This is a genomic window from Glaciecola punicea ACAM 611, assembly GCF_000252165.1.
GTDB classification, from domain to species: Bacteria; Pseudomonadota; Gammaproteobacteria; order Enterobacterales; family Alteromonadaceae; genus Glaciecola; species Glaciecola punicea.
In genome coordinates this window covers 76,160-91,611 of record NZ_BAET01000028.1, presented here as the reverse complement: position 1 = coordinate 91,611, position 15,452 = coordinate 76,160, and the positions used below count along the sequence as shown (strand labels likewise).

General features: G+C 44.2%; 12 protein-coding genes. All 12 read right to left on the bottom strand.

The genetic code is table 11. The annotated features are described in order from the left end of the window. Window positions 1-157: 157 nt before the first annotated feature. Window positions 158-562, bottom strand: a complete 405-nt coding sequence (mutT, locus tag GPUN_RS10580; RefSeq protein WP_006006513.1) for an 8-oxo-dGTP diphosphatase MutT — start codon at window positions 560-562, stop codon at window positions 158-160. Further along, window positions 546-3,266: a preprotein translocase subunit SecA gene (gene secA / locus GPUN_RS10575; protein ID WP_006006511.1), complete on the bottom strand. Its 2,721-nt coding sequence runs from the start codon at window positions 3,264-3,266 to the stop codon at window positions 546-548. Before secA ends, mutT begins: the two co-directional genes overlap by 17 nt. A 130-nt stretch (window positions 3,267-3,396) precedes the next feature. Beyond that, entirely contained in the window at window positions 3,397-4,269 is an 873-nt protein-coding gene (locus GPUN_RS10570; RefSeq protein ID WP_006006508.1) for a M23 family metallopeptidase, read from the bottom strand. Window positions 4,270-4,546: 277 nt separating this feature from the next. Then, window positions 4,547-5,476 (bottom strand): UDP-3-O-acyl-N-acetylglucosamine deacetylase, encoded by a 930-nt coding sequence (gene lpxC, locus GPUN_RS10565; RefSeq protein ID WP_006006505.1) that lies wholly within the window; start codon window positions 5,474-5,476, stop codon window positions 4,547-4,549. A 167-nt stretch (window positions 5,477-5,643) separates the two neighbouring features. Further along, window positions 5,644-6,786, bottom strand: a complete 1,143-nt coding sequence (gene ftsZ / locus GPUN_RS10560) for a cell division protein FtsZ (RefSeq protein WP_006006503.1) — start codon at window positions 6,784-6,786, stop codon at window positions 5,644-5,646. 66 nt (window positions 6,787-6,852) lie between these two features. Continuing rightward, window positions 6,853-8,082 (bottom strand): cell division protein FtsA, encoded by a 1,230-nt coding sequence (gene ftsA / locus GPUN_RS10555; protein ID WP_006006502.1) that lies wholly within the window; start codon window positions 8,080-8,082, stop codon window positions 6,853-6,855. Between the two features lie 14 nt (window positions 8,083-8,096). Continuing rightward, a complete protein-coding gene (locus GPUN_RS10550; RefSeq protein WP_006006500.1) occupies window positions 8,097-9,002 on the bottom strand; it encodes a cell division protein FtsQ/DivIB in 906 nt (301 codons plus the stop codon). Then, on the bottom strand, window positions 8,995-10,107 hold the full coding sequence (locus GPUN_RS10545) for a D-alanine--D-alanine ligase (RefSeq protein WP_006006498.1): 1,113 nt from the start codon (window positions 10,105-10,107) through the stop codon (window positions 8,995-8,997). Before GPUN_RS10545 ends, GPUN_RS10550 begins: the two co-directional genes overlap by 8 nt. A 2-nt stretch (window positions 10,108-10,109) precedes the next feature. Further along, window positions 10,110-11,537 carry a UDP-N-acetylmuramate--L-alanine ligase gene (gene murC / locus GPUN_RS10540; protein ID WP_006006496.1) on the bottom strand — a complete coding sequence of 476 codons (1,428 nt, stop codon included), beginning with the start codon at window positions 11,535-11,537 and terminating at the stop codon, window positions 10,110-10,112. Between the two features lie 59 nt (window positions 11,538-11,596). Next, on the bottom strand, window positions 11,597-12,724 hold the full coding sequence (gene murG / locus GPUN_RS10535) for an undecaprenyldiphospho-muramoylpentapeptide beta-N-acetylglucosaminyltransferase (protein WP_006006495.1): 1,128 nt from the start codon (window positions 12,722-12,724) through the stop codon (window positions 11,597-11,599). Continuing rightward, window positions 12,717-13,964, bottom strand: a complete 1,248-nt coding sequence (gene ftsW, locus GPUN_RS10530; protein ID WP_141567280.1) for a putative lipid II flippase FtsW — start codon at window positions 13,962-13,964, stop codon at window positions 12,717-12,719. Before ftsW ends, murG begins: the two co-directional genes overlap by 8 nt. Before the next feature lie 11 nt (window positions 13,965-13,975). After that, window positions 13,976-15,451 carry a UDP-N-acetylmuramoyl-L-alanine--D-glutamate ligase gene (gene murD / locus GPUN_RS13740; protein ID WP_006006491.1) on the bottom strand — a complete coding sequence of 492 codons (1,476 nt, stop codon included), beginning with the start codon at window positions 15,449-15,451 and terminating at the stop codon, window positions 13,976-13,978. Window position 15,452 lies beyond the last annotated feature (1 nt).

Sequence of the window (15,452 nt, the reverse complement as noted above, 5' to 3'; positions counted from 1 at the left end):
TATTCCTGAATCTTTGCTATTCAACTATTTTTAGTCCGCGCCTTACACCGCTTTGCTTGTACTAGGAGCGTTTTTTGATATTACAATATTCGAAAAATGCTTTAGTTACCAGAATTAATCGAAGCTGCGGCGCAATGACGACCGTGCAAAAGCGCTGTTACCCCCTAATGAGCGCTAATTTCTCAATGATAGTGCGATTTGCGTCGGGGAAGTCTAAGCTGAGCAAATCATTAAAGCCAACCCACTTTGATTCTTGGCCTTCTGCGCCATAAGCTTCGCCGCTAAAATCAGAAACAACAAATACGTGCAGGCTCACTTTTTTATCAGGGTAGCTAAAATCAAGGTTAAGTAAGTGGAAATAAGCTCTTGCTATTATACCTATTTCTTCGCTTAATTCACGCCTTAGCGCATGTTCAGGAGATTCATCGAGGTCTATTTTGCCGCCGGGGAATTCCCACTTGTTGCCTTGGTGTTGATGAGCGCGGCGGCGACATACAAAAAACTGATCGTTTCTTGTAATAACACCTACCGCTACCTGCACGTGCTTAGCTAAGTTTGCCATGACACTGCTTGTATTTTTTGCCTGAACCACATGGACAGGGTTCGTTACGGCCTACTTTTGGACCCGTGCGCTGCGCAGGCAGCGGTTTAGGCGCAACAGCTTCAGCAATTGGACTTTTAACGGGTGAGTTAGCCTGTTTGTGCTCAACCATTTGTTCAGCCTCGGCGCGTCTTCGCTGTGCTTCTACCGCTTCTACGTCAGACTCTTGGCGAACTTGCACTTTACTTAATACGCTAATTACTTCTACTTTTAAGTTATCTAGCATTTCTGAAAACAGTTCAAAAGACTCGCGCTTAAATTCTTGCTTTGGATTCTTTTGCGCATAGGAGCGTAAATGAATGCTTTGGCGCAAATAATCCATGGCCGCTAAGTGTTCTTTCCAATGCGTGTCGAGTGTTTGCAGCATAATTTGCTTTTCAAACAAACGCAGCACTTCGTCGCCTACTGAACCTTCTTTATCTTTATACGCTTTTATCACCGCTTCAAGTATAATTTCACGCATTTTTTCTTCGTGAAGTTTGTCATCTTCATCAAGCATTTTTTGCAGCTCAAGGTCTACTAAGAAGTCACTGCGTAAACGTTCTTCAAGTCCGCTCACATCCCACATTTCTTCCAGTGACTGAGGCGGAATATATTGATTCACCACAGTGGTGACAACGTCTTTGCGAATATTAACGATGGTGCTAGCAATATCGCCTTCATTTAAAAGTTCATTGCGTTGTTCGTAAATAACCCCACGTTGGTCATTAGCAACGTCATCGTATTCTAGTAATTGCTTACGTATATCAAAGTTGCGGCCTTCTACTTTGCGCTGTGCATTTTCAATTGCACGAGACACCCACGGGTGCTCGATAGATTCGCCTTTTTCCATACCAAAGCGCTTCATCATGTTGCTCATTTTGTCTGAAGCAAAAATACGCATTAATGGATCTTCTAAAGATAAGTAAAAACGCGATGAACCAGGGTCGCCCTGACGACCGGAACGGCCTCGCAGCTGATTATCGATACGGCGTGACTCATGACGTTCGGTGCCTATTATATGCAGGCCTCCCGACGTAACAACCGCATCGTGTCGTTCTTGCCATTTTTCTTTGTGTTTAGCGATTTCTTCATCGCTTGGCGCGTTTAACTTTTCCAGCACCGCGTCAAAATTACCGCCAAGCACAATGTCAGTGCCGCGCCCAGCCATATTCGTGGCTATAGTAATTGCACCTGGCATGCCGGCTTGTGCGACGATGTCGGCTTCTTGTGCGTGGAATTTAGCATTAAGTACTTTATGCTTGATCTTGGCTTTTTTGAGCAGACTTGACAATAGTTCAGAGTTTTCGATTGATATTGTGCCCACAAGCGCAGGTTGGTTTCGCTCAACACACTCTTTAATATCCTCAATAATAGCCGCTTGCTTTTCTTGCGCCGTCAGATAAATTTTATCCGCGTGGTCTTTTCTGACCATCGGTTTATTGGTGGGTATAACCACGGTCTCTAAGCCGTATATACTGTGAAATTCAAAGGCCTCAGTTTCCGCAGTACCGGTCATGCCGCTTAAGGTTTCATAGATTCTGAAGAAGTTTTGGAAAGTAATTGAAGCTAAGGTCTGGTTCTCATTTTGGATCTTTACGCCTTCTTTAGCTTCCATTGCTTGATGCAGGCCTTCTGACCAGCGCCGCCCTTCCATTGTTCGTCCGGTGTGCTCATCTACAATCACTATTTGGTCATCTTTAACAATGTAGTCAACGTCTTTGGTGAAGAGTTTGTGCGCGCGCAATGCGGCATTTACATGATGTAGCATAGGTATATTTGCAGCAGCAAAAAGGGATTCGCCTTGGGCTATTAGACCTACTTTTCGCAGAAGCTCCTCTACGAATAATTGACCGTTCTCAGTCAAGTACACCTGTTTGGCTTTTTCATCTAATGTGTAATGCCCGTCGCCGTGAGCGTTTTCGGCGTCTTCTACGTCTTGTTTCTGCAGCTCTGGAATAAGCGTGTTAATTTTTTTGTAAAGCTCAGAGCTGTCTTCAGCGGCGCCTGAAATAATAAGGGGCGTTCTTGCTTCGTCAATTAAAATTGAGTCAACTTCATCAATAACGGCAAAGTTCAAGGGCCGTTGTACACGGTCTTTAGGACTAAACGCCATATTGTCACGTAAATAATCGAAACCAAACTCATTGTTAGTGCCGTAAGTAACGTCACTCTTGTAAGCTTCAATTTTGTCATCGTGATTCATGCCAGGAATATTACAGCCTACGGTGAGGCCTAAGAATGAAAATAACTTTCGACTCCAATCGGCATCACGCTTGGCTAAATAATCGTTGACCGTTACTATGTGCACACCTTTACCCGAAAGCGCATTCAAATACGTGGGCAAGGTCGCGGTTAAGGTTTTACCTTCACCCGTGCGCATTTCCGCTATTTTGCCTTGGTGCAGTACTATCCCGCCTTTCATTTGCGCGTCAAAATGGCGCATGCCGTAAACACGTTTACTGGCCTCGCGCACAATCGCAAACGCTTCAACCTTTACTTTTTCAAGGGTTTCGCCGTCGGCTATTCGTGTTTGAAACTCTTTCGTCTTGGCTTTAAGTTCGTCATCACTTAATGCTTCAAACTCAGGTTCAAATGCATTAATTTGATTAACTGTTTTACGTAACTTTTTTAAAAGCCGGGCGTTACGAGTACCAAAAACTTTTCTAAATAAGCTCACAACCATGCGATTAAGGCGTCCAATTTTGATTAGCGTTAAAAAAGGCGCATATTACCACAAAGTGATCAAATATGGCCCATAAAGTCGTGTACGAAGATTATATCTTTTACACTAAACAAAGCGTGTAATTGGCAGACTAGCGGTATATGAAAGGTAGTGGATCTATTTGGCGACCGTTTTCAAGGACTTCATAGTGCACGTGAGCCCCAGTAGAACGACCCGTGTTACCCAAAAGTGCAACTGCTTGCCCTTTGGTTACGATGTCACCTTTTTTAACGGTTAAGACAGAATTATGACCATAGCGGGTACGTAAACCATTGCCATGATCAATTTCGACTAAACCTCCGTAACCAGAGCGATTCCCAGCCCAGGTAACTATACCTGCGCCGGTGGCGACCACTTCGCTGCCTTCTTCTCCGGCAAAATCTATACCTTTATGCATAGTAGGTTTACCGTTAAATGGGTCTTTGCGAATACCATAATACGAAGATAACCAACCTTTACTAACCGGCCTGCCAGCCAGTTTGCTTTCTTGTTCTATATTAAGGCCTTGGAGAATAGATTCAAGGGCGCTGAGTTGCTGTACTTTAAACTCTAACGCGTCGGCCATTTTTTCAATTTGAGAAGTTAGCTCGGCGTCTTTGCTAAGCTGTGTATTAATTTCTTGAGGTAAGACAAAGTCGGCTTCAGTGAGACCATTTTTTTTGGCCAAACTGGCTGAAATGGAATCTAGCTGATTAAGTTGAAATTGCATTGCGGCTAGCAGGCCGATTAGCCTATCTAGCTTTTCACCAGTACTGTTGTGCAGTTTATCGACTAAATCGACCTGCTCTTGCAGACCGGTCTTAACTACATTTAGCCTTATTTGGTTTTCATATACCGACTCTGTCGTTCTACTAGAGACTAAGAATACCAGTGAAACTCCCACCACTAGGCTTACCGTTTTACGAATAGAAAATCTCTTCGCAATTCGTGTGTTCTTGCCTTTGATTAAAATGGTGATACTCATGGCCTTGGATTCTCTTTTACAGTTTATATGGACTGACTAAGCTACACAGCCGTTCATTCTTTTATAGACCATTTAGTATAAAGCAATAAGCCCAGTGTTATGTATTTGTATGTATACCTAAAAAATAAAATGATACGCCCTGCAGCATGTCATAAAATGACTGCTGTGGAATTGCAATGATCGTGCAAAGCTACCGTGCGTAATTGCTTGGCAACAAACGTAAAAAAACTGGCTACAAGTAACCAGTTTTTTGCATTGCTGTAGTCTACACATAAGTTTAGGCAAAGTTAACGCCTAATTTTCTTGGATTTTCAATAAATTTAATGGGCAAGTTCTCTTCATTTTCAAATTCAACGTACTCCCATGCGCTTCTATCATCTAGAATAGCATTGAGTAGCTTGTTATTTAAACCATGCCCCGTTTTGTAGGCAACTAATTCACCAATTAAATTATGCCCACCTAAAAATAAGTCGCCTATTGCGTCTAATATCTTATGCTTTAAAAACTCGTCTGAATAGCGTAAGCCTTCAGGATTAAGCACTCTAAATTCGTCAAGTGCCACTGCGTTATCCATGCTCCCGCCTAATGCAAGGTTCATCGAATTCATCGTTTCTAAATCGCGCATGAAGCCGAAAGTTCGTGCTCGGCTTACTTCATCAAGATAAGAGTCCTTAGAAAAATCTAATATGCAGTGCTGTCTTGTTTGTGAAATTGCAGGGTGTGCAAAGTCAATCCTAAAATCCACTCTAAAGCCGCTATATGGCCTGAACTCTGCCCATTTGTCATCGTCTTCAACACGCACTACTTTATTTACTTTAATGAACTTTTTGGGTTTGTCTAGTTCCACGATACCCGCGCTTTGCAGCAGGAAAATAAAAGGACTGGCGCTGCCGTCCAAAATTGGGAGCTCGTGACTATCAACTTCAACAATAATATTGTCGATTCCCAAGCCGGAAAGCGCTGACGCTAAATGCTCTACGGTATAAATAGAATGGCCATCAGCATTTGTAATGCAGGTACACAGCGTGGTATCACCTACGTCTTTTGCGTTGGCGTGAATATAGGCGGGCGGGTTTATATCCATACGCCTAAAAACAATACCTGTGTCTGCAGGCGCTGGACGTAGTGACATTGTCACTTTGCGGCCTTTGTGTAAGCCGATCCCAGTTTCTGTAATAGATGTTTTGAGGGTTCTTTGTTTTAACATATCCGTATCGTCGTCACTTTGAACTTGAAAATATTACAGATTAAACAACTAAAAGTCAAAGGATTTTAATTTTGCAAGCTTTATCGACAAGTTTATAACTGTTCAGACCACCTGTGTGATCCAAAAAAATTCGCACCAAACTATTCGTATAATTTGGTGCGTTGTTATCAGTCTGCTTGTCTGCGTAAAAACGCTGGAATGTCTAAATATTCCAATTCACTTGGCTGCTCTTCATCTAATTTCATCGCTTGATTACCCTCTACAGAGCCCTTCGAGCGACTTTCAGATGCTCCACTAGGCTCTCTATAAGGTTTCGTAGACTCTGAAGTAACAAGTGAAATATCAGGCTTGCGGTCGGCACCAATGCCTGTGGCAACGACCGTGACTCTTATTTCGCCTTCTAATTCTGGATCAATCACCGTTCCTACTACTACCGTAGCATTTTCTGAAGCAAAGGCTTTTACGGCATTACCAATGATTTCATACTCGTCAATGGAAAAGTCTAAACCTGCGGTAATGTTCACTAGAATGCCACGGGCTCCCGACAAATCAATATCTTCTAACAGTGGGCACGCTATTGCAGCTTCTGCAGCTTCTTCTGCTCTATCTTCGCCGCGTCCAACGCCGCTGCCCATCATCGCAGTGCCCATTTCAGACATTACCGTTTTAACGTCGGCAAAGTCGACGTTAACTAAGCCGGTGCGGGTAATAAGCTCGGCAATACCCTGCACAGAGCCTTTTAATACGTCGTTAGCGGCATTAAACGCTTGCAATAAAGGCGTGCCTTTGCCCATTACTTTTAGCAATTTTTCATTGGGTATAGTAATTAACGAGTCGACGTATTGAGACAACTCAGCAATACCTTGGTTCGCAAAATCTAGCCGCTTTTTACCTTCAAACGGAAAAGGTTTTGTCACCACAGCAACAGTCAGTATCCCCATTTCTTTGGCTAATTGGGCAACCACAGGGGCTGCTCCCGTGCCAGTACCACCGCCCATGCCAGCGGTGATAAAAATCATATCAGCGCCTTCTAAGGCTTGACGGATTTTTTCACGGTCTTCTCTTGCCGCTTCCATTCCTACGTTAGGATCGGCGCCTGCGCCTAAGCCTTTGGTTAGCTCTGTGCCAATTTGTATTTTGATTGCTGCGGTGGATTTTTTTAATGCTTGCGCATCAGTATTCATCGCTATAAAGTCAACGCCTTCGATGGTTGCATCAACCATATATTGGACTGCGTTTCCGCCGCCGCCACCAACACCCACTACTTTTATTACCGCTTCGTCTGAAGGCGGTTCCATTAGTTCGAACATGGTTATTCTCCGATACCGTTAAGTCTGCGCAACAGACTTGTTATTGTTTTAGCGCTCAAAGGCCCCCTAAAATGCACCTTTAAACCAGCTCTTTATGCGTTTTAACACGCTTTCGTCGTCATGCTTAGCTGACGCTTTCTTATTATTAGAATTTTGTTTGCCGTACTGCAGCAGACCGACTGCGGTTGCAAAACAAGGATCGTCTACATACTCGGCTAAGCCTTTTACACTGTGCGGCTTACCAATTCGTACTGGCATTTGAAATATTTCTTCTGCGAACTCTACAGCACCCTCCATTTTGGAAGTGCCTCCTGTAATAACTAAACCGGCGGCTATCTGCTCTTCTAATCCACTGGCTTTGATATGCTCATAGGCAATTTCTAATAGCTCGTGGTACCTAGGTTCGATTACTTCAGCGAGTGTGTGGCGCGACATAGCGCGCGCTGGTCTACCGCCAACACTTGGCACATCAATGGTTTCTTCCATACTAACCATGCTTTTTAATGCACAGGCATAATTCACTTTAATTTGCTCTGCATTATTCATTGGTGTTCGGAATATTTTTGCTATATCACTTGTTATCTGATTACCCGCTAATGGTATAACAGCAGTATGTCTTATTGCACCGTCTGTGTAAATCACTATGTCGAGAGTCCCGCCCCCAATATCAGCGACACAAACACCTAATTCTTTCTCGTCTTCGGTTAACACGGCATAACTTGACGCTAGCGCTCCAAATATGGTCTGATCAACAGTTAAATCGCAGCTTTCAACACACTTCACTAAATTCTTTGCCATGTCCTCTGCACACGTAATAATATGCGCCGCGGCCACCATTCTGACGCCCGACATCCCTATGGGGTTTTTAATACCCTCTTGCACATCAATCACATATTCTTGAGGCAACACATGCAGAAGCTTTCGTTCAGCGGCCATTGGTACCGAACGCGCGGCGTGAATGACGTTATCAACATCATCTTGTGTCACTTCTTGATTATTAATGGGCACCATACCAGTTTCATTTTGGCACTGAACGTGGCGGCCACTAATTGACATAAATACACTGGACACTTGGCAATCAGCCATAAGTTCCATTTCGTTGATCGCATGGCGAATTGAATCAATGACTAAATTCAAATCGTTTACGCCGCCTTTATCCATTCCACGAGACTTGTGTTTGCCTACGCCCACAATACTTATATTGCCATCGTCTAATATTTCACCCAGGACCGCTTTAACGGTACTCGTGCCGATATCTAGCCCAACTATTAAGTCTCTTTCTAATGCCTTAGACACAGTATTTTCGTTCCTTAACTATTATTATTGATACTTTGGAGGCCAAGCTTTTTGAGGTTACGTGGCGCCCCCCAACCAACAGCCAAACCAGTGTCATAGCGCAAATCAACATACGCTACTGACTTTTCTTCCTGCAGCAACAATGGATAAACGTCTATATATCGCTGCAGTCTGTTTATATACTCTTGACGTCCTAATTTTAATAAAACTTGATTGTGTAACTTTACTTGCCACGCAAAGCGTTCACTTAGTGACAATAAGGCAATTTTTTGACCACTTATATTCAGTAGTCGCTGCATATGAGTATACCCTGTTAGCGCTGTTTTTTCGCTACCCATTGGACCGTATAAAAGCGGTAATTTTTGTAATTCTGCTCGCCGCATTTGGGTAAATGGGGACTCACCATTTGCTTGCATGTTCTCTTGCTTAGCAGGCAACCCTTCAAACGTGTCCCCGTATCGATTTAGCAGCAAATCATCATTCCATATTGCAACCGCCTGTTGCTCCACAACATGTATATATAATTTGCTGGGCCAACGCTTTCGTACCGACGCGTTGTACACCCATGGCTGCACCGCCATTAGACGGTGCACATGATTTACATCAAGTGTAAAAAAACTACCCTTAGCTTGGCTTCTAATAATATTTTGAAGCCCAAGCTTATCGAGCATTTTTATTTCACCGCTGATAACAATTTCTTGCACCGGCAGCCTTTGCTCGTCTTGTAACCACTCGTATGCGCCAAAGCTTGCATAAGCTAAGGCTGAAATTACCACCAAAAAAATAGGGAAACCGACTAAAAAGGGAGTTTTTTGCAGCGCTTTATCTGCCTTTTGCGACCTTGCTGATGTTGTCAGCGCGGTATCAGGCAGCACGTTCTTTTTCAGCTTGTTCTGCGCTGCTGGCCCTTTGTCACTCACTATTATCTCCCAAACCTTTGTTGATGAGGTTTGCCGAGGTGTTTTGCCCATCATTGTTGAGTGTATCTTGCTGTTTAATTAAGCTTTCCTCTAAACTACTACTAAGCGAATTTCGCTCTAAGTCTGACGTCAATGTTTGCGCCAAAATGTGTACCACCAGTTGCTCAAAACTCAAACCAGTTTGCTTAGCCGCTTTTGGCACCAAACTGGTCTTTGTCATGCCCGGCACGGTGTTACTTTCTAATAGATAAAACTTCCCGCATGGCTTACCTTTATTATCAATCGCCCTGTCGCGCATAATATCTATACGTCCCCAACCCTTTCCCTGTAAGGCTTTAAAGGCCTCAAGCGCTAAGGATTGAACATATAATTCATCGCTATTGCTTAAACCACTTGGGCAATTGTACTGGGTAGTAGTTGCTTGATATTTTGCAAAATAATCATAAAACCCTGACGCCGCTTTCATACTAATAGACGGCAAAGCGCGGGTGCCTAAAATACTGACCGTATATTCTGGCCCGGTTATGAAGGCTTCTACTAGCACCTGTGAGTCATATTCAAAAGCTGTTTTTATGGCGCTTAGCAGTTCTCGTTCGTTTGTGGCTTTCGTCATGCCTAGACTTGACCCTTCTAAACTCGGTTTTACCATCACTTCGCTGCCAATTAGCGCCAATATTTGGGCTGCGTCTGAGGCTTTGAATTCATCTTTTAATATTACCACATACTCGGCTGTTGGTAGTTTACGTGCGTGCCATATGAGTTTACTCAATACCTTGTCGATAGATAAAGCAGAGCCTGTAACGCCGGACCCGGTGTAAGGTAAGCCAAACAGTTCCAGGGCGCCCTGGATAGATCCGTCCTCGCCGCCTCTTCCATGTAGAGCAATGAACACCCTGTCAAATTTTTCGTCTTTAAGTTCGCATATACGGCGATATTTTGGATCAAACCCGTGTGCATCAATGCCGCAGTGGTTGAGCGCATCTAATATTGCCTTGCCAGATGCTAAGCTTACCTTGCGTTCAGCTGAATTACCGCCAAAAACAACGGCGACCTTACCGAAGGTTTCAGGGCTAACTGTAATAGACGCAAGTGAACTTAGTGTCATAACTATGCCTCATCACCCATTAATAGATTTAGCTTGCAGCCGTTCTCGGCTAAAGCAGTGGCAATATTGCCTATGTTACCCGCACCTTGCAAAAACACCACGTCTTGATCGCACAGCACATCGTTAAGTATTTCGTAAACCTGCTGGGGTTTACCTACATATATTGGGTCTATTTTACCTCTTTGCCTTATTGAACCGCACAGTGTTCGGCTATCAACACCTTCAATCGGGGCCTCACTTGCGCCATACACGTCAAGCAATAAAAGCACGTCAACTTTAGATAATACTTCTACAAAATCTTCATATAAATCGCGCGTTCGCGAATAACGGTGAGGCTGATACACCATCACTAAACGTTTATTAGGCCAGTTACTTCTAGCCGCTGCTACTGTCATATCAACCTCAGTGGGATGATGACCATAATCGTCAACTAAGGTAACACTTCGTGCGCTGGCGTCAGCGCTGGGCAAATCAAATTGACCCAACACCTGAAACCGTCTGCCTATACCCTCAAATGAAGCTAGTGCCGCTAAAATATCGCGGTCACTCAAGCCTTCTTCGGTCGCTATGGCAATAGCGGCCGTGGCGTTTAGTACATTGTGAATGCCAGTAATATTTAAGTCGACCTGCAGTGCGGTATGATTTTTTCTTAAGACCTCAAAGCGACTCTTATTTACACTATAGCTTATGTTGCAAGCAACATAATCACTATCCTTCTTAATGCCATAGGTGATGTACTTTCGTTCAATTTTAGGGATAAGCTCTTGAATTACCTTGTCATCGGCGCACAGCACGGCAAGTCCATAAAAAGGTAAGTTGTGCAGAAACTCCACGTAGGCGCTTTTCATTTTACTAAAGTCACCGTCATAAGCGTCAAGATGATCAGCCTCAATGTTAGTCACCACGCTGACCGTGGGCTGCAAATGTAAAAATGATGCGTCGCTTTCATCGGCTTCAGCAATAAGATATTTACTTTCACCTAATCTAGCATTGGTGCCGGCACTGTTAAGTAAGCCGCCAATCACGAAGGTAGGGTCTAAATTAGCCTGTGAAAAAATAGTCGCAATCAAGCTAGTGGTGGTCGTTTTACCATGTGTGCCGGCTATGGCTATGCCGTAGCGAAAACGCATTAGCTCTGCCAACATTTGCGCGCGACGAATAACTGGAATGCGATTTTCGTTTGCTTTAACAATTTCAGGGTTAGTGGCGTCAATTGCAGAAGACACCACTACGACATCTACCGCGAGTAAGTTATCGCTTCTATGCCCAATGAATACCTGTGCGCCCATGCTTTGCAAACGCGACGTCATTTTACTCATACTTATATCTGAACCGCTTACTTTGTAGCCTAAGTTGAGCATGACTTCGGCAATGCCGCCCATGCCTGCGCCGCCTATACCTACAAAATAGATATGCTCGACTGCGCGCATCTTATGAACGGGAGCGTTTAAAGGTAATTTAGTCGTACTTGCTATGGGTGATTTCACTGCTAATCCCTCTTATTATTTTTGTTTTGCATATTAGCATTCACTGCTTTTTCGATAAACGAGGCTACCTCAAACGTCGCATTTTTATGCGCGCTCGCCCTTGCTATAGACGCAATTTCATCGCGTTTTTCAAGCGACAAACAGACCGTCTCTAAAGCGGGTAACAGTGACGTTTCTAAGGCGCTTTGTTGGATCAATAGAGCACCGCCTTTATCGCTTAAATACCTAGCATTTGCGCTTTGATGATCGTCTACCGCATTTGGTAAAGGCACAAAAATCGCGACTCTGCCGGCGCCGGCAACCTCGGCGACGGTTAACGCACCGGCTCTACAAATGATAATATCTGACCAGCTAAAGGCGCTTTGCATATTATCTATAAATTCAATTACCTCAACGTTTGGCATGTTCTGATAAGCCGCTTGTACCTGCGCGTGTTTATTTGCGCCCGACTGATGCATTACCGACACTGAAAAACGTTTACCCAGCGTGATTAACACCTTGGGAACGATTTGATTTAATGCTAATGCGCCCAAACTCCCTCCCACAATAAGAATATTAAGGCTTTGTGTGCTATTTGCTCGGTGTTTAGGGGCAATATCAAAGAAATCTTGGCGTATAGGGTTGCCGACATAATGTGTATTTGAAGGCGAAGACTTGTTGGCAGCATTTGCCGGCACAACGCTGGCTAAGTCGAATCCTGTCAGCGTGAAGGTCGCTATTTTTGCCAAATATCTGTTGGTCATGCCAAACACTGCATTTTGCTCGTGTACCACTAAGGGAACTTTTAACAGCCAAGCGGCAATACCACCAGGCCCGCTAGCGTAGCCGCCCATTCCGAGTACCGCACTAGGCCTTAATTTACGCAATAAGGCAATAGATTGAAAAAGCGCACCTGCCAGCTTAAAAGGCGTTAATAACTGCGTGATTATTGATTTACCGCGTAAACCGCCGATATTAATAAAATGAATATTGAAGCCGTACTTAGGGACTAGTTGAGCCTCCATTTTATCAGCGGTCCCAATCCACTCTACCTGCCAGCCTTTTTCGCGCATAAGGCTTGCTACCGCAAGACCTGGAAAAACATGCCCGCCGGTGCCACCCGCCATAATCACTAATGAGCATTTATTCATCGTCGCCTCTGCCCGCTTTCGTCTTTTTGGCGCTTGATGAACGAGCGCTGCGGGAAATGGCATGTACACCATCCACCCGTAATTCAAAATCGATTCGCACCAGCAGGGCTACCGCAATGCTCATAATAATTAAGGATGAACCTCCGTAGCTCACCAGCGGAAGGGTGAGTCCTTTTGTAGGCAATAAACCAGAGCTAGCCCCAATGTTAATTGCCGTTTGTAGGCAAATCCAAATGCTAATGCCATAGGCGGTAAACGCTTCAAACGGACGTTGGTTAGACAAGGCTAAATTACTTATTTGTAAGCCTTTCACAATAAGCGTGAACAGCAGTACTAGCACTATCAATATACCCACGTATCCAAATTCTTCGGCCAAAATAGCCATAATAAAATCGGTGTGTGCTTCGGGTAAAAACTCTAGTTTTTGCAAGCTATTGCCAAGACCTTCTCCAAACCAAGAGCCTCTCCCATATGCCATAAGTGACTGCGTAAGCTGATAGCCATCACCAAAAGGGTCAGCCCACGGATCTAAAAAACCTGATATGCGCGCGCGTCGGTAATCAGAGGTAGCAATTAACAAGGCAAAAGCCGCGGCGCCTGTAAAAATGACCGCAAGAAAGTGCCCTAGCCGCGCACCAGCTAAAAATAAAAGTGCGAGGGTAGTAGTAAACATCACCACTACGGTGCCTAAATCGGGCTGCATTAATAATAAAGCAGCAAACACAAAAAAAACAATTAAGGGCTTAAAAAAACCTCTTAAGTTGTCTTGTACTTGCTCGTATCTGCGCACTAAATAGCCGGCTAAGTAAAGAAAGAAAAACAGTTTTGCAGGCTCTGCAGGCTGCACAGTGATGGGCCCAAGCACTATCCATCGTGTACTTCCATAAACGGCCTTGCCATTTACGATAACAATAATAAGCAGCGCAATGGCCAAAAATAGTAGGTAGGGATTTACCACCCGCCAAAATTGCATGGGTATATTTAGTACAATTAATGCGGCTGTAATAGACAGTAATACGTAAATACCGTGACGAATAGCAAAGTGGTAAGGGTTATCGTACATGCGCTCAGCAATGGGCATTGAGGCTGATGTCACAATAATAAAGCCAATGGTATATAAGGCTAAGCAGACCAATACAAGCAATAAGCTGTAAGGGCGCTGACTTGCGTGATCATGCCTATTTGCAAACATTTCGCTCAGGCTGAACTGCTGTATAATTCTATGTGAGGTGCTTTGCATGCTAGGATCCATTACGCGGTTACCTGCGCGGTGACCGCTTGGCAAAAAAGCTGGCCGCGATGTTGATAGTTGTTGAACATATCAATGCTTGCACACGCTGGCGACAGCATTACGCCTATGTAAGGATTGTCATGATTGCGCGCAAGCTCACCGGCATACGCCTTTGCTTTTTCAACCGCGTCTTCAATTGAATTAGCGCGTGTAAACGGCGTGCCAAATTGAGTAAATAAGTCGGCATCTTTACCAATTAGAATTAGCCTGTCTACATGCGTCGACATAGCATGAGCAAGCATTTGAATGTCGGCGCCTTTTGCATCACCACCGGCAATAAGAATAATATGGCTTACCTGCTTTGCTAAACTTTCAAGCGCGGCCAAACAAGCGCCTGGGTTAGTGGCTTTAGAATCGTTTATCCATATGCTTGTTTTGCTGTGATAAACCGTTTCAAAGCGGTGCGGCAACCCTTTATATTCACCTAGTGACTGCGCCGCAAGCACTAGGTTAACCTTCAATATTTGGCAACACGCAAACACTACCTGCATGTTCACAAGCTGAAACTGGCTTATGCCCATAACCTGACTTGCATCAAATAAAAAATGCTGGCCACAGTAAATGCCCTTGCTGGTTTGATAAAAGTGCTTGGTAGAATCACCTAGTTGGCCTCCATCAAATTGATTATAGCCGACACTTATCGCGTTTTCTAAGGAAGAAGGAGATGTCGCGCTATCGTCTCGATTGAATACAACAGTGGCAGCATTTGCATATATTTGCTGCTTGGCGAGCGTGTATGCCGCCATAGAGCCGTGGCGGTCAAGATGATCAGAACTAATGTTTAAAATGCAGCCTATGTCAGGACACAAACTAAAGGTAGATTCTAGTTGGAAACTAGAAAGCTCAAGTACAATGATGTCGATGCGCGGCGCAGATGTGTTTTGTTCGCTGTGGCCATTATTGCCAGCTAAAATAAAATTAGGCGCAATAAGTGCTAGCGCGGCGGTACCAAAATTGCCCCCAAGCGCCACATTCACGCCCTGCTTGAGCAGCACTTTGGTCAGCATGTCAACCACGGTGCTTTTACCGTTTGAGCCGGTAACCGCAACAACTTTAATAGGATTTTCACCCGGCACAAGCCCGCTATTGATTTCGTTGAGCTGGCGTGCAAATAGTTCAATGTCGCCTATTACTGCGCTAGCATGCCCCTTATGTGCGATATAATTTTGTATAAAGGCCTTGCGTAAATTAACACCAGGGCTTACCACTACTTGGTCAAATTCTCTTAAATCAAGGGCTTCATGCACTTCGCAAAAAGTGAGATTTTCAGTATTGGCGAGACTTTGCTTATTGCTAGTGTTGAAGGAATCGTCAAACACGCTTACCTTCGCGCCTTTATTAAGCAAAAACGCCACGCATGCTTTACCCGTTACACCATAGCCAATAATGGCAACTGACTGGTTTTCGTAAGAATAAGCATTTGCGAGAGGCCTCATA

What these genes read in the sequence shown, in the direction of transcription:
- mutT (WP_006006513.1), bottom strand. Translation starts at nt 562, where the DNA reads ATGGCAAACTTAGCTAAGCACGTGCAGGTAGCGGTAGGTGTTATTACA.
- secA (WP_006006511.1), bottom strand. Translation starts at nt 3,266, where the DNA reads ATGGTTGTGAGCTTATTTAGAAAAGTTTTTGGTACTCGTAACGCCCGG.
- GPUN_RS10570 (WP_006006508.1), bottom strand. Translation starts at nt 4,269, where the DNA reads ATGAGTATCACCATTTTAATCAAAGGCAAGAACACACGAATTGCGAAG.
- lpxC (WP_006006505.1), bottom strand. Translation starts at nt 5,476, where the DNA reads ATGTTAAAACAAAGAACCCTCAAAACATCTATTACAGAAACTGGGATC.
- ftsZ (WP_006006503.1), bottom strand. Translation starts at nt 6,786, where the DNA reads ATGTTCGAACTAATGGAACCGCCTTCAGACGAAGCGGTAATAAAAGTA.
- GPUN_RS10545 (WP_006006498.1), bottom strand. Translation starts at nt 10,107, where the DNA reads ATGACACTAAGTTCACTTGCGTCTATTACAGTTAGCCCTGAAACCTTC.
- murC (WP_006006496.1), bottom strand. Translation starts at nt 11,537, where the DNA reads ATGCGCGCAGTCGAGCATATCTATTTTGTAGGTATAGGCGGCGCAGGC.
- murG (WP_006006495.1), bottom strand. Translation starts at nt 12,724, where the DNA reads ATGAATAAATGCTCATTAGTGATTATGGCGGGTGGCACCGGCGGGCAT.
- ftsW (WP_141567280.1), bottom strand. Translation starts at nt 13,964, where the DNA reads ATGCAAAGCACCTCACATAGAATTATACAGCAGTTCAGCCTGAGCGAA.
- murD (WP_006006491.1), bottom strand. Translation starts at nt 15,451, where the DNA reads ATGAGGCCTCTCGCAAATGCTTATTCTTACGAAAACCAGTCAGTTGCC.